The following is a 12,923-nucleotide window of genomic DNA, read 5'->3' as shown; positions in this document are numbered from 1 at the left end:
TAGTGCCAACACAAGGGCCTTGTGTCGTGGGACGCTCGGACGGGGTTCCCGGGTCAGCGCGAGGCGGGCGTGCTCGCTGCGCCGGCCGCGGCGGGGAAGGCCGCTTGCGGACCCGCCCCCGCGGTGGCCGTCACGCGCCAGATCACGTTGCCGACGTCGTCTGCGACCAGCAGCCCGCCCTGGCGGTCGACCGCCACGCCGACGGGACGCCCCATCGCGCGTCCCTGGGCGTCCAGGAAGCCGGTCAGCACATCGACCGGCATGCCGCTGGGCTTGGCGCCGACGAAGGGCACGAACACGACCTTGTAGCCCGCGGGCACCTTGCGATTCCACGATCCATGCTGGCCGATGAACATCCCATGCGCGAAGCCCTGCGTCAGCTTGTTGCCATCCGCCGAGGCCAGTCCGAGCGACGCGGTATGCGCGCCGACCGCGTAGTCCGGCACGAGGGCTTTCTCGACGAGCTCGGGCCGAGGCGGCTGCACGCGCTGGTCCACATGCTGCCCATACCAGCTGTAGGGCCAGCCATAGAAGCCGCCATCCTGGACCGAGGTGATGTAGTCGGGCACGAGGTCGTCGCCGAGTTCGTCGCGCTCGTTGACCGCGACCCACAGCGCCTGGCTGGTCGGTTCCCAGGCCAGGCCCACCGGATTGCGCAGCCCCGATGCGAACACACGCGTCGAGCCGGTCTTCAGGTCGATCTCCAGGATCGCGGCACGACGCTGCTCGTTCTCGATGCCGTTCTCGGCGACGTTGCTGTTGGAGCCGATGCCGGCGTACAGCTTGCTGCCATCGGCATTGGCGATCAGGCTCTTGGTCCAGTGGTGGTTGATCGTGCCGCCGGGCAGGTCCGCGACCTTGGTCGGCTGGCCGGCCAGGCGCGTCTGCCCGTTGGCATAGGGGAAACGCACGACGGCATCGGTGTTGGCGACATAGAAGGCGTCGCCGATGAGCGCCATGCCGAAGGGCGAGTTCAGCCCCTGAGCGAAGACGAAACGCTGGTCGGCGACGCCGTCGCCATTGGTGTCGCGCAGCAGCGTGATCCGGTTGGCGCTCTTGGGCGTGGCGCCGGCCTTCTTCTGGAACTGCTTGGTGATCCAGGCCTTGGGGCCCTTGCCGTCATCGGGGCGGACCGGGGCGTTGGTCTCGGCGATGAGCACGTCGCCGTTGGGCAGCACGTGCAGCCAGCGCGGGTGATCGAGCTTGTCGGCGAAGCGCGTCACCGTCAGCCCGGCCGCGGGCTGCGGCTTCGCCCCCGCCGGCCAGCCGACGGCCTTGGCGACGTTGATCGTGGGCAGCAAAGCCTTCTGCGGCTCGGGCAGGACCGGATTGGGGCCGTAACCGGGCGGTGTGGCGGGTTGGGCTTCCAGCGCGTGGACAGCCATCGCGACGGTGGCAGCAGCCATCGCAAGCGAAGCAAGGGCGAAGGTCTTCTTGTTCATCGGCATCTCCGTGGACGGGACCGCACGGCGATGGCGGCCATCGTGCGTCCAGCAATCGGGATGCCCGAGGCTGCTCAGCGGCCGGCCTCAGGCGCCGAGGCCTGCCGGTCGATCAGGCGCAGGCGGTCGCCGGCATCCACCATCAGCATCTCCAGCGGCAGGTCCCCCGAGGCCGGGTTCCACAGCGCCTCCTGCAGCGCGCGCAACGGCGCGAGCCGGTCAGCGACGGCGCGTCGCGACGTCAGGGCGATGTCCGATGCCTTATCCAGGCGCTGCGTCATGCCGGCCATCGCGACCTCGAGCTTGCGCAGATCGATCTTGAGCAGCTGCTCGCGCAGCGAGGGATCCAGCGGCTGGCAGGCCATCGCGCTGAGCGACTTGCGGTCCGGCGTCATGAACAGCTCGGACGGTCCGTGGTTCACCGCCTCCCGCCAGACCTCGCTCAACGCGCCCGTGTGCGGCGACAGCTCCCGCGCACGCAACTGACCCTGTTCGTCGCGCTTGAGATCGGCCCAGGTCGGATTCGGCCTGCCCATCAGCCAATGCCCGATCAGCAACTGCTGGAGCGTCAAGGCCTCCGCAGTCGCGAGTTGCCGGGCGCGCGCGCCGGTGAGGGCGCTCAGGAGCTTGTCCGCGCTCGCCGCCTTGACCGGCGCCCGGCCGCTCACCTCGTCCGCGACGACCACGGGCACGAACTTGCGGCTCACCGGCTGCGCGTAGGTCGCACGCGGCAGCCCCAGCGACAGACCGGTCTGCGCGGTGATGGACTCCAGCATCGCCGACGCGGTCGCCATGGCGCGCGCCATGGCACTGGTCTCGGCCGCCGAGGCCCTGTCGGACATCGGCCACAGTCGATAGACGACGCGCTGGCTGGCGGTCGCGACGGCGTAGTCGCCTCGCTCCACCGGCGGGTGGATGTCGCGAACGGCCGCCATCAGCGCGCGGACATGGCTCTCCCGGTCGGTCGAGGTGTACGCGGGTTGATCGCTCGGTGCGGATGCGTTGACAGGCTCCTGCTGCGCGGCATGCTGCGCCACGGGCGAGGGCCCCCTTGTCGGCAGCAGCAGCCGCGGCGGCAGCCGCAGCGGCGGCAACGGTAGCGTCTGGGTGGTCAACGCGATCGAGGAGAACGCTCGGCCCAGTGGCTCCGCGACCGCTTCCCGCCAGTCCTCGACGGTCTGGACACGCTCATTGGCCAACGGTCGGTCGGGGTGCTCCCGCATGAAGGCGATGTAACGATCGATCGTCTTCAACAACGTTGCCGCCTTGGCCCGGCGCTTCTCCGGAGAGCGCAGCTCCCAATCGTGCATGAGCAGCTGCAGCTCCCGGAACTGCACCGGTTTGGACTGGGTGAATCGCGGGCGAAGGCGCACGCTGGCGCGACGGCACGCGGACGACGCCCGGGTCACGAGCCTGTCCAGGAAGCGGGTGGCCGCCGGTGAACCGCCGTGGGCCGAGGGCGCCACCGACGGTGCATCCGCGCGGCGCGCGCCCATGCTGAGACTTCGGAACATCGACAAGGGGCTGGGCATATGAGGCAGACTCCGATGCCCGGCCGCCGATCCCGGAGAGATCGCAGCGGCGGGCGAGAGGATCTGTCGGCTGACAACGCGCGGGAGTTCCTCGCGTCAGGTTCCGCCTGCGGCTTCACCCGGCATCACGCTTGCCCTGGCTGCGGCGGTTCGACATCACGGCAAGACATGACACCAGGAAGAACTTTGTGGGCGAGCGTCGCGCTGAGCGTCCCTTGCGGCGCGGCCTTGGCGCAAGAGACGCCACCCGCGGCATCGACCGCTTCGGCACTCCCGACCGTGGTGGTCTCGGGCAGCGTCGCCGAGCGTCGAGTGGAGGACGCACCGTACGCCGCCACCGTCATCGATGCCGCCACGCTGCGCACCGCCGGGCCGCGCGTGAACCTGTCCGAGGCGCTCAACCGCGTGCCGGGCCTCACGGCCAACAACCGCCAGAACTACGCGCAGGACCTGCAGCTGTCCTCGCGGGGTTTCGGCGCCCGCGCGCCCTTCGGCGTGCGCGGCCTGCGGCTCTACACCGACGGCATTCCGGCCACGATGCCCGATGGACAGGGGCAGGTGACGCACTTCGACCTGGCTTCCGCCGAGCGCATCGAGGTCCTGCGCGGCCCGTTCACCGCGCTCTACGGCAACAGCTCCGGCGGCGTGATCGCCCTGGTCACCGCGCCGGTGCGGGAGCGCTTCGCGCAACTGGACCTCGACACCGGCAGCGCCGGCCTGCGACAGGCACGCATCAGCGCGGGCGCGCCCTTCGGACCGCGCGACGGTGCCGGCCGCGGTGCCGAGGCGCAGTTCAGCGCCTCTCACATGGAGACCGATGGCACGCGCCCGCACAGCGCCGCGCGCCGCACGCTGGTCAACGGCCGGCTGGCCTGGTCCGGAGCGAGCGATCAGGTCGTCGTGCTGCTCAGCGACATCGACCAGCGCGCGCAGGATCCGCTCGGCTTGACCGCCGCGCAGCTCGCGGCCGACCCCGGTCAGACAACATCGCAGGCCACGCAGTTCAACACCCGCAAGAACGCGAGCCAGACGCAGCTCGGCGCGCGCTGGTCGCATCGATTCGACGACGCGGGGCCGGTGCAGGAAGGGACCTTGACGGCCTATGCGGGTCGCCGGTCGGTCGCGCAATGGCAGTCGATCACCGTCGGTGCGCAGACGCCGCCCAGCAGCGGCGGCGGCGTGGTGGATTTCAGCCGGCGCTACGACGGGGCCGATGCGCGCGTGCGTTGGCGGCTGGGCGCGGCCACCCTGGTCACCGGCGTGAACGTCGAGCGGCAGCGCGACGACCGGCAGGGTTACGAGAACTTCATCGGGACCGGCGCCTCGCAGGTGCTTGGGGTGACCGGTGCGTTGCGGCGCGACGAGGACAACGCGGCCACCACGCGCGAGGCGTACGCGCAGCTGGAAGCGCCGGTGACCGAGACCTTGACCGCCACCGCCGGACTGCGCGCGGGACGGGTGAGTCTGTCCGCGCGCGATCGATTCCTGGCCAATGGCGATGACTCGGGCGCGCGACGCGATCGCTACACGACGCCGGCGGCGGGCCTGGGCTGGCGCGTCGCGCCGTCGCTGTTGCTGCATGCGGCGGTCGGGCGGGGCGTGGAGTCGCCCACCCTCAACGAGCTGGCCTATCGCGCGGATGGGCAGGGCGGCTTCAACGCGGCGCTGCGGCCGCAACGCAGCACGCAGCAGGAGGTCGGCGCGAAGTGGCGAGGCGGCGGTGACGTTGACGGCGACGACGCCCGGGCGGAACGCGCGGTCGAGCTCGACGCCACGCTGTTCCGCATCGAGACCCGCGACGAGATCGGCGTGCTGAGCAACAGCGGCGGACGCTCCAGCTTCCGGAACGTCGGCCGCACCCGTCGCCAGGGGGTGGAGCTGGCTGGCGCCTGGCGATTCGCGCCGAGATGGCGGGCGCAGATGGCGCTCGGGACCTTGCGCGCCCGATACCTGGACGGATTCCTGACCTGCACCGGCACGCCGTGCGCGGCGGCCACCGTGCCGGTGGCGGCGGGCAATCGCATCGCCGGCACGCAGGGCGGCAGCGCGTACGCCGAGCTGGCCTGGCGGCCGTTCGCGGCTGCGCGCCAGGGCGAAGTGGCCGTCGAGTGGCGCGGCATGCGCCGCACCGCGGTCAATGACATCAACAGCGAATGGGCGGCCGGATACGGCGTGCTGAACCTGCGTGCCCAGCGAGGCTGGGCGTGGGGCGGGGCGCTGGCGACGCTGACCGCGCGCATCGACAACCTGGCCGACCGCCGCTACGTCGGCAGTGTCATCGTCAACGACGGCAATGGCCGCTTCTACGAGCCGGCGCCAGGCCGGTCCTTCTGGATCGGGCTGTCGTTGCGCGCCGCAGGCATCGGGGATCGCTGACCCGCGCCATCGCCCGCGCCTCGGCGGCGCGCGATCAGTGACGCTTCGGGAACGGCCGCCAGGGGGCGATGTCGTAGCGCTCCTCGATGTGCACGATCATTCGCGCCAGGGTCTGCAACTGCTGACGGAGCTCCCTTTCGGCCGTGAGGTCCTTGGCGCGGAGGCGCTCCACCTGGTCGGAACGATGGGCCAAAGTCTGCCGCAGCTTGTTCCGAAGCGCCGCGGCTTCGTCCAGCGAGACGTCGTCCCGCGAGCGCTTGCGCAACGCGATGGTCTCGCGGAGCAGGTGCGCCAGCGTCGAGTCGCGTCGACGGAACGGGTTGGCGGGATCCGCCTTGCGCAACAGCGCGCTCAGATCGACGTCGCTCAGATCGACGTCGGTCGGTCGCATCGGGCAGGGATCGACCTTGGCGGACTTGGGGGCCTCGCTCATGCTCCAGTCCTCCACCAGCATGTCGACATCCTGAGGGATGCCCTGCCATTCGGCGAGCCGCGACGGGAACTCCTCGAGCAATTGGCGCAGGGTCAGCTTGGGATACGCCACCATCAGCGACTGAACGAGGCGGATCGCGTCGAGCGAGCGCATGACGGCGTTCTCCGAGGGGACGCCCGGCCGCCCCTGCGACCGGTCCGCGTTCTGCTCGCCGACGCGGCGCAGGAGGGACAGCGGCCATTGCAGCGCGCCCACGCTCAGAGAGAGCATCTTCTCGCGCTCGGTGATCGGCAGCGGCGCATCCCAATCGACGCTCACGGCCCGGGGCGTCTCGAAGAGCGGAGGCAGCCATCCGCTCCTGATGCTCTCCAGCCGCTGTTCGATGTGATGGTTCTCCGGGAACGCACAGCCGATCTGGACGGCATGGCTTCCCGGGGGAGCATCCCAGTTGTTGGTGAGCAACTGACCGAGCACGCGGTGATGGACGCTCAACGGGACGCGCGAGTCAGGGGCCCGAAGGCCCAGCGCTGGCCCACCCTCGTTGCGGACGAGATCTTCCAGGCTCTCCGCCAACCGTTGGCGAGGGGTCTGGGCTGTGGCCCTCGCGGTGCCGCGAGCGAGCAGCCGATGAAGGAATCGCTTGAAGCCGGTCAGGCAACCCGGCGTGGACGGTGACTTCGACGCGCCGACCTCGATCGATTCGAACGAGGTCGCACGGGGCAGGCTGGATAGGCGGGGCATGTCGTCATCTCCTTTCAGAAGGGGTATCCGAGGCGGCCGGGACGCCCATGCGGCGGGCCAGGTCGGCCAGCGCGCCGTCGAGTCCCGAGCGCAACTCGAGATCGAGGAAGCCGTTGTCGTCCATCAGCTCGACGAGCTCGTCGCGCGCGAATTCCTGGCGGCCCTCGGTGACGTACTGGCCCAGGCGTCGCAGCACGTCCTCGCGCACATCGCGATCGGAGGCCGCATCGGCGGCATCGAGCAACTCGAAGAGCGGGCCGTCGAACGCGTCGATCAGTTGTTCCAGGTCGACGATCGCCTCGTCGAGCGCGACCACCACGCGCGTGCGGTCAGGGTGGTCCTCGCAGCGCTCGATCACCGCGCGGCGGAGATCCTCCACGGCCAGGTTCAGCCGGCGGCGCGTCTGGCGCCAGATCTGTCGCGGTGGAGGCAGCGCGGGCGGTGTCGCGCCGCGTGGCGTGGGGGGAAGGGAGGCGGAGGAGGGGGGCGATGGCAAGGGCGTCATGCGCATCTGTTGCATGACTCGCGCATCGGGTTCGCCCGCACGTTCGCCCGGTTGACGGCGGGCCCAACGGCCTCGCGGATCGATCAGTTCGGCGTTGGCGCGGCGAACTGCCCGATCAATCGCATCAGCAATGGCGGCCGCAAGGGTTTGGACAGGTGCGCGTCGAACCCGGCCTGGAGCGCCTGCTGCCGATCCACGTCACGGGAGAACGCGGTGAGCGCGATGGCGGGCAGGCGCTCGCCGGGCGCTTCCAGCGCACGGATGTCCCGCATCAATTCATAACCGTCGCGCCCGGGCATGCCGATGTCGCTGATCAGCAGATCGAAGGCGTGACCGGCCAAAGCCAGGAGCGCCTCGTCGGCGCCATGCACCGCGGTCACCAGCGCGCCGCGCTCGCCCAGGATCAGCTTGAGCATCGCGGCGGCGTCGACATCGTCTTCGACCACCAGCACGCGCAGGCCGGACAACGAGACCGATTCGGTGTCCGCATCGCCCAGCGGCGCGAAGCCGCTGATGGCACTCGATGCTCCGAGGTGGCCCGGACCCGTGTCCTCCTCCGGCCGCGCCCAGGTGCCGGGCCGGACGTGCTCCCCGGGCAGCCAGAAGCTGATCGTGGCGCCGAGACCGCGGCCCTCGCTGCGGGCCTCGATGTGGCCGCCGTGCGCCTCCACGAGGCTCTTCACGATCGACAACCCCAATCCCAGCCCGCCATGCTGGCGGCTGGCGGCGGCGTCGCTCTGCGTGAAGCGATCGAAGACATGCGGCAGGAACTCCGGGGCGATGCCCTGGCCCTCGTCTCGCACCTCGACCACCACGCCCGCGTCGCGCGCGCGCAGCGACAAGGTGATCGTGCTGCCGCGCGGCGAGAACTTCGCCGCGTTGCCCACCAGGTTCCAGACCACCTGCTGCAGCCGGCCGCCATCGGCCAGCAACACGACGTGCTCGTCCTGCAGGTCCAGCGCGAGCGCATGGCCGCTGTCGTCGAGCGTGTGCTGCAGCGCCGAGACGGCCGCGCGCAGCACCGCGCCGATCTCCACGCGCTCGCGGCTCATCGGCAGCTTGCCGACGTTGAGCCGCGACATGTCCAGGATGTCGGCGATCATCCGCGCCTGGATCGACACATTGCGGTCGATCGCCGCCAGGCCCTTGATCAGCAGCTCCGGCGGACTGTGCCGCTGGAGCACATGGGTCCAGCCCATGATCGCGTTGAGCGGCGTGCGCAGTTCATGCGACAGCACCGCGATCAGGTCGTCCTTCATGCGAGACAGGTGCTCGGCCTCGCCGCGCGCGACGCGCTCGCGGTCCAGCAGCTCCTGGCGCTGTTGCGCGATCAGCAGCCGCATCGAGATGTCCACCGCCATGGCCATGAAGACGCCGGGCTCGATGGGCGATGACGCGGTCCATTCGACGGGCACGGCGCGGCCGTCGACGCCGCGCAGCGGGAACTCCGCACGCAGCTTGTCCGGCCCCAGCGCATCGATGAACGCGCGCGCCATGGCCTGATCAGCCGGGGCAACGAAATCGGTGAGGGGCCGGCCCACGACGAGATCCGCCTCGTCCGCGCGAAGCCCGAGCAACGCGAGCATCGCGGGATTGGCGTCCAGCAGCGCGCCGTCGCCGCCGCGCAGCAGGCAGATGCCGCCGGGCGCCTGCGCGTAGACCGCGCGGAACTTCGCCTCGCTGCGGCGCATCGCCTCTTCGGCGGTCCGGGTGCGCACCAGCGCCTGGATCGTCGAGACCAGCACGGCCGGCTCCACCGGGTGCGTCAGATACGCATCGGCACCGGCGTCCAGGCCACGCACCTTGTCCTCGTCGGTGAGGTAGGCCGCGGTCAGGTGGATCACCGGCAGGCGGAAGGTGCTCGCCTGCGCGCGCAGGCGGCGGCACAGCTCGAAACCGTCGATGTCGGGCAGGTGGATGTCCAGCACCACGGCCGACGGACGCTGGTCCACGGCGGCCAGGGCCTCCGCCCCGGTCGCAGCCTCGATCGTCGGGAACCCGGCAGCGTTGAGCAGCCGCACCGTCGTGTACCGACCCACCGGATCGTCGTTGACGACCAGCAGCGGATGAGCGGCCCGATCGATGGCGCGCGGCTCGATCATCCAGGGCCTCCGGCCTTCCCGTCCTGGGCGTTGGCCTGCTCCGGCGCGCGCAGCGGCAGCGTCACGGAGAACGTGGAGCCGACACCCGGCGCGCTTTCCAGCGCGACGCGACCGCCCAGCAGCTCGGCGAGGCGCTTGCTCAGCGACAGGCCCAGCCCGGTGCCGCGCAGGCGCTTCTGGATCGGCGAATCGATCTGCGTGAAGTCCTGGAAGATCGCGTCGTGGAACTCCTCGGCGATGCCGATGCCGGTGTCGGCGACGGCGAAGGTGACCTCGTCCTGCCCGCCGGCGCCCACGGACCGCACCGCGCTCACGCGCACCTCGCCCTGCGCGGTGAACTTCAGCGCGTTGGAGATGTAGTTGCGCAGGATCTGCGACAGCTTGGCGTCATCGGTGAACAGCTGCGAGACGTCCTGCGGGGCCTCGAAGATCAGCTGGACATCGGGGTTGACCAGCACCGGCTTGAACATGCCGCGCAGCGCGGCGAAGAGGTCGACCAGCTCGAACCAGCCGGGCGAGACGTCGATGCGTCCGGCCTCGACCTTGGCCAGGTCCAGCAGGTCGTTGACCATGTCGGCAAATTCTTCCGATGTCACCCGGATGAAGTCGACCTGTTTTTCCTGTTCCGCGGTCAGCGGGCCGTCCACCCGGTCCAGCAGCAGGCGCGTGAGGCTGCGGATCGAGGCGATGGGCGTGCGGAACTCGTGGCTCATGTACGCGAGGAACCGGCTCTTGAGCTCGGTGGCCTGACGCAGCTGCTGCGCCTGCGTGTCGAGCTCGGCATACAGCGCGAGCACGCCGCGGTTGGTCTCGTCGAGCTCCTCCTGCAGCGCGGACACCTGCGCCTGCGCGGCGGACAGGGCGGCGCGCAGCGCCTCCGCATCGGTGGATCCGGTGGATCCGGGGGATTCGATCGGCGTCATGGTGTCGAGGTTTCCGTCATCGGGTTCCGTTCATGCGGCCAGCGCGTCGGCGCGACGGACGACCACCACCGTGGCGTCGTCACGACCGCGCACGTGGTCGCGCAGGATCCATCCGGCGATCAGCGAGACATCCGCCTGCAGCAGTCCCGGCACCTCCATCAGCGACCAGCGGCTGACGATGCCGTCGGAGTGCAGCACCAGCACGGCGTGCGGCGGCCAATCGTAGGCCACGTCCTGCAGCTTGCGCACCTGCAGGCCGAGCGTTCCGTGCTGGGACATCAGCGAGCGGTCGGTGACGCCGGAGATCAAGCGGCCGGCGATGTTGCCGGCGCCGCCGAATCGCAGGCCGGTCTCGCCCTCGGTCAGGCTGACGATGGCGGCCGCGCAGCCGCGCGTGCTGCGCAGCGGCTCATGCAGGCGGTCCAGCAGGCTGGCTGGTGATACGAGGCCGGCCTCCGGCGCGTCCTGGAGCAAGGCGCAGAACCGATCAGCGGCGGCAGCGGCATCGGGGCCATGGCCCAGGCCATCGGCCATGCCCAGGGTCCAGAGCGAGCCCGCGCGGCGCAGCGTCCAGGCGTCCCCGCTGACGAACTCGCCGGGCGCGGCGATCGTGAGCCCGGCGACCTGGAAGGCGGCGGTCAGGTCGCGTCGCGCGGCCGTCGTGGTGGTCGACGATCCGCCGCCACCCGCGCGCGCCTCGAAGCGCGCCGAGATCACCGTGCCCCGGCCGGACGCGGAGAAGACATGGAAACCGTCGGACATCCGCTGGATCGCGCCCAGCCCGGTGCCCGCGGAGCCCGCCGAGCTGTAGCCATCGCGCAGGCAGCGCTCGACGTCCATGCCGGCGCCGCGGTCCAGCGACAGGATCTGCAGGGCGGGGGGGTCGTCCACGCGGCCACCATGTCCGCCCTCGACCCCGATCAGCAGCGCCGCCTCGCGGCCTGGGCCGACGTGGCGTTGCAGGTTGGTGCCGAGCTCGGTCACGGCCAGCGCGACGCGGCCCGCGCACTGCTCGTCATGGCCCAGATCGGCCGCCAGCGTCTGCGCGGCGCGGCGGGCCTCGCCCACCTGGCTGCCGTCCTCGATGGGGAAACGTCGGAAGGCGCGCACGGCTACTTCCAGCGCGTGATCGTCACGCGCGTGCCGCGGCCGGGTCCGGAGTCGATCTCGAAATCGTTGACCAGGCGCTTGCTCCCGGACAGACCCATGCCCATGCCGTTGCCCGAGGTCCAGCCGTCCTTCATCGCCAGGTCCATGTCAGGAATGCCCGGCCCCTGGTCGACGAACGCCAGCCGCAGGCCCGTGCGCAGACCCGCATGCACGACAGCCCACTCCATGTCGCCGCCGCCGCCGTAGATCAGCGTGTTGCGCGACAGCTCACTGGCCGCCGTGATCATCTTGGTCTGGTCCACCAGCGAGAACTTCAGCTCCTGCGTCAGCTTGCGCACGGCCTGGCGCGCCAGGACGATGTCCGCCTCCGTGCGGATGGGCAGCGCCCCCGCGGACTCAGCGGCGGACAAGGCCACGCTCCCCGAGCTGGATGCCTTGCCCGTCCGAGGCGCCGTCGCTGTCGTCGTCATCATCGAGACCTTCGCCGGTCGACTGGGCATCGAGCAGCTCATCGGCCTCGCGCAGCAGCGTCATGCCGCGCTCGACGTTGAGCGCCGTGCGCACGCCGTGCAGCGACAGACCCAGCTCCACCAGCGTGATCGCCACGGCCGGCTGCATGCCCACGACCACCGAGGTCGCGCCCAGCACCTTGGCGATGCTGGAGATGCCCGCCAGCATGCGGCCGATGAAGGAGTCCACGATCTCGAGCGCGGAGATGTCGATCAGCACGCCGGTGGCGCCGGTCTCCTGGATCTTGTTGGCCAGATCGTCCTGCAAGGCCAGCGCGGTCTGGTCCTGCAGGTCGACCTGGATGGTCACCAGCAGGGTCCTGCCCATGCGCAGGATCGGGATGCGCGTGGTCATGCCAGGCCGCCCACGCTGCCCGTGCCGAAGGCGTCCGCGCCCTTCGCGCGGGTCACGACGAAGCCGGCGCGTTTCATCGCCAGCTTCAGCGCGTCGGCCAGCGTGGCCTTGGTGGTGATGCCTTCCAGGTCGATGCCGAGATGGACGATGGTCTGCGCGATCTGCGGGCGGATGCCGCTGATGATCGCGTCCGCGCCCATGAGCCGGATCGCGGTCACCGTCTTGAGCAGATGCTGCGCGACCAGCGTGTCCACGGTGGGCACGCCGGTGATGTCGATGATGGCCAGCCCCGAACCGGTCTCCACGATGCGCTGCAGCAAGGTCTCCATGACCAGCTGCGTGCGGCCGCTGTCCAGCGTGCCGATCATCGGCACGGCCAGCACGCCGTCCCAGAGCTTGACCACCGGCGTGGACAGCTCCAGCAGCTCCATCTGCTGACGCGAGATCACCTCCTCGCGGCTGCGCTGGTAGGTGGTGACGGTGAACTGGGCCATGTGGTCGATCAGCGTGGAGATCTCCCACGTCGCCTCGACCATGGCGGCCGGGTTGTCCTTGAAGCTGCGCTGCAGGCCGGCGAACAGCGGCTTCTTCAGCGCGAGCACGAAGCGGCTGGTGTCCGCGGCGGCGGAGCCTTGCGCGGCGCGCGAGGCCGAGAGTCGCTCCAGGACGTCGCGCACCGGGGTCCAGGGCGTGTCCTCGAAGTTTTCTGTATTGCCGCTGGCGCGCACGCCCGCGAGGATGGCGGTCAAGACCTCACCCGTCTCGCGGACCTCGCTGGCCAGGGCGCGGTTGCCGCCGCCGGCGGTCAACTCGGCCTGCCATTCGGCCAGGACCTGGTCCCGGTGCTGGGAAAGAAGGGCTTCGACGGCGGCGCTGTTCTGTTTCATCGGGACCT

The 12,923-nt window shown here is 70.5% G+C and carries 10 protein-coding genes and 1 pseudogene; 1 reads left to right on the top strand and 10 read right to left on the bottom strand.

Annotated elements, in window-relative coordinates:
- Positions 1–53 precede the first annotated feature (53 nt).
- Entirely contained in the window at positions 54–1,448 is a 1,395-nt protein-coding gene (locus ACNI65_RS10610; protein WP_416762926.1) for a PQQ-dependent sugar dehydrogenase, read from the bottom strand.
- A gap of 68 nt (positions 1,449–1,516) precedes the next feature.
- Positions 1,517–2,938, bottom strand: coding sequence for a hypothetical protein (locus tag ACNI65_RS10605; protein ID WP_416762925.1), 1,422 nt, complete (start codon positions 2,936–2,938; stop codon positions 1,517–1,519).
- Between the two features lie 264 nt (positions 2,939–3,202).
- On the opposite strand from ACNI65_RS10605, the gene ACNI65_RS10600 reads away from it, so the two are divergent.
- Entirely contained in the window at positions 3,203–5,350 is a 2,148-nt protein-coding gene (locus ACNI65_RS10600; RefSeq protein ID WP_416762924.1) for a TonB-dependent receptor family protein, read from the top strand.
- A 34-nt stretch (positions 5,351–5,384) separates the two neighbouring features.
- On the opposite strand, the gene ACNI65_RS10595 is transcribed toward ACNI65_RS10600, so the two are convergent.
- From ACNI65_RS10595 to ACNI65_RS10560, 8 genes and pseudogenes are all read right to left on the bottom strand, one after another.
- The gene (locus ACNI65_RS10595) at positions 5,385–6,524 is read right to left on the bottom strand and encodes a hypothetical protein (protein ID WP_416762923.1); all 1,140 of its coding nucleotides are present in this window, start codon (positions 6,522–6,524) and stop codon (positions 5,385–5,387) included.
- 4 nt (positions 6,525–6,528) lie between these two features.
- Positions 6,529–7,020 carry a hypothetical protein gene (locus tag ACNI65_RS10590; RefSeq protein WP_416762922.1) on the bottom strand — a complete coding sequence of 164 codons (492 nt, stop codon included), beginning with the start codon at positions 7,018–7,020 and terminating at the stop codon, positions 6,529–6,531.
- 92 nt (positions 7,021–7,112) lie between these two features.
- Positions 7,113–9,131 (bottom strand): response regulator, encoded by a 2,019-nt coding sequence (locus tag ACNI65_RS10585; RefSeq protein WP_416762921.1) that lies wholly within the window; start codon positions 9,129–9,131, stop codon positions 7,113–7,115.
- Positions 9,128–10,054, bottom strand: a complete 927-nt coding sequence (locus ACNI65_RS10580; RefSeq protein WP_416762920.1) for a sensor histidine kinase — start codon at positions 10,052–10,054, stop codon at positions 9,128–9,130. The genes ACNI65_RS10585 and ACNI65_RS10580 overlap by 4 nt, the downstream gene beginning before the upstream one ends.
- 30 nt (positions 10,055–10,084) lie before the next feature.
- Positions 10,085–11,164 (bottom strand): SpoIIE family protein phosphatase, encoded by a 1,080-nt coding sequence (locus ACNI65_RS10575; protein ID WP_416762918.1) that lies wholly within the window; start codon positions 11,162–11,164, stop codon positions 10,085–10,087.
- A gap of 2 nt (positions 11,165–11,166) precedes the next feature.
- A complete protein-coding gene (locus ACNI65_RS10570; RefSeq protein ID WP_416762917.1) occupies positions 11,167–11,574 on the bottom strand; it encodes an anti-sigma regulatory factor in 408 nt (135 codons plus the stop codon).
- A 97-nt stretch (positions 11,575–11,671) separates the two neighbouring features.
- Positions 11,672–12,028: pseudogene (locus ACNI65_RS10565) on the bottom strand (STAS domain-containing protein); the annotation flags it as partial.
- Complete coding sequence (locus ACNI65_RS10560; protein ID WP_416762916.1) at positions 12,025–12,915, bottom strand: STAS domain-containing protein; 891 nt, start codon at positions 12,913–12,915, stop codon at positions 12,025–12,027. The gene ACNI65_RS10560 and the pseudogene ACNI65_RS10565, both read right to left, overlap by 4 nt.
- Positions 12,916–12,923 lie beyond the last annotated feature (8 nt).

It is taken from the genome of Roseateles sp. So40a (genome assembly GCF_048081605.1).
Classification (GTDB): Bacteria; Pseudomonadota; Gammaproteobacteria; order Burkholderiales; family Burkholderiaceae_C; genus Roseateles.
This window is presented reverse-complemented; position numbering and strand designations above follow the sequence as displayed.

Excerpts from the sequence above, each read along its gene's own strand:
- ACNI65_RS10605 (WP_416762925.1), bottom strand. The coding sequence starts at position 2,938 with ATGGGCGCGCGCCGCGCGGATGCACCGTCGGTGGCGCCCTCGGCCCAC.
- ACNI65_RS10610 (WP_416762926.1), bottom strand. The coding sequence starts at position 1,448 with ATGCCGATGAACAAGAAGACCTTCGCCCTTGCTTCGCTTGCGATGGCT.
- ACNI65_RS10560 (WP_416762916.1), bottom strand. The coding sequence starts at position 12,915 with ATGAAACAGAACAGCGCCGCCGTCGAAGCCCTTCTTTCCCAGCACCGG.
- ACNI65_RS10585 (WP_416762921.1), bottom strand. The coding sequence starts at position 9,131 with ATGATCGAGCCGCGCGCCATCGATCGGGCCGCTCATCCGCTGCTGGTC.
- ACNI65_RS10595 (WP_416762923.1), bottom strand. The coding sequence starts at position 6,524 with ATGCCCCGCCTATCCAGCCTGCCCCGTGCGACCTCGTTCGAATCGATC.
- ACNI65_RS10580 (WP_416762920.1), bottom strand. The coding sequence starts at position 10,054 with ATGACGCCGATCGAATCCCCCGGATCCACCGGATCCACCGATGCGGAG.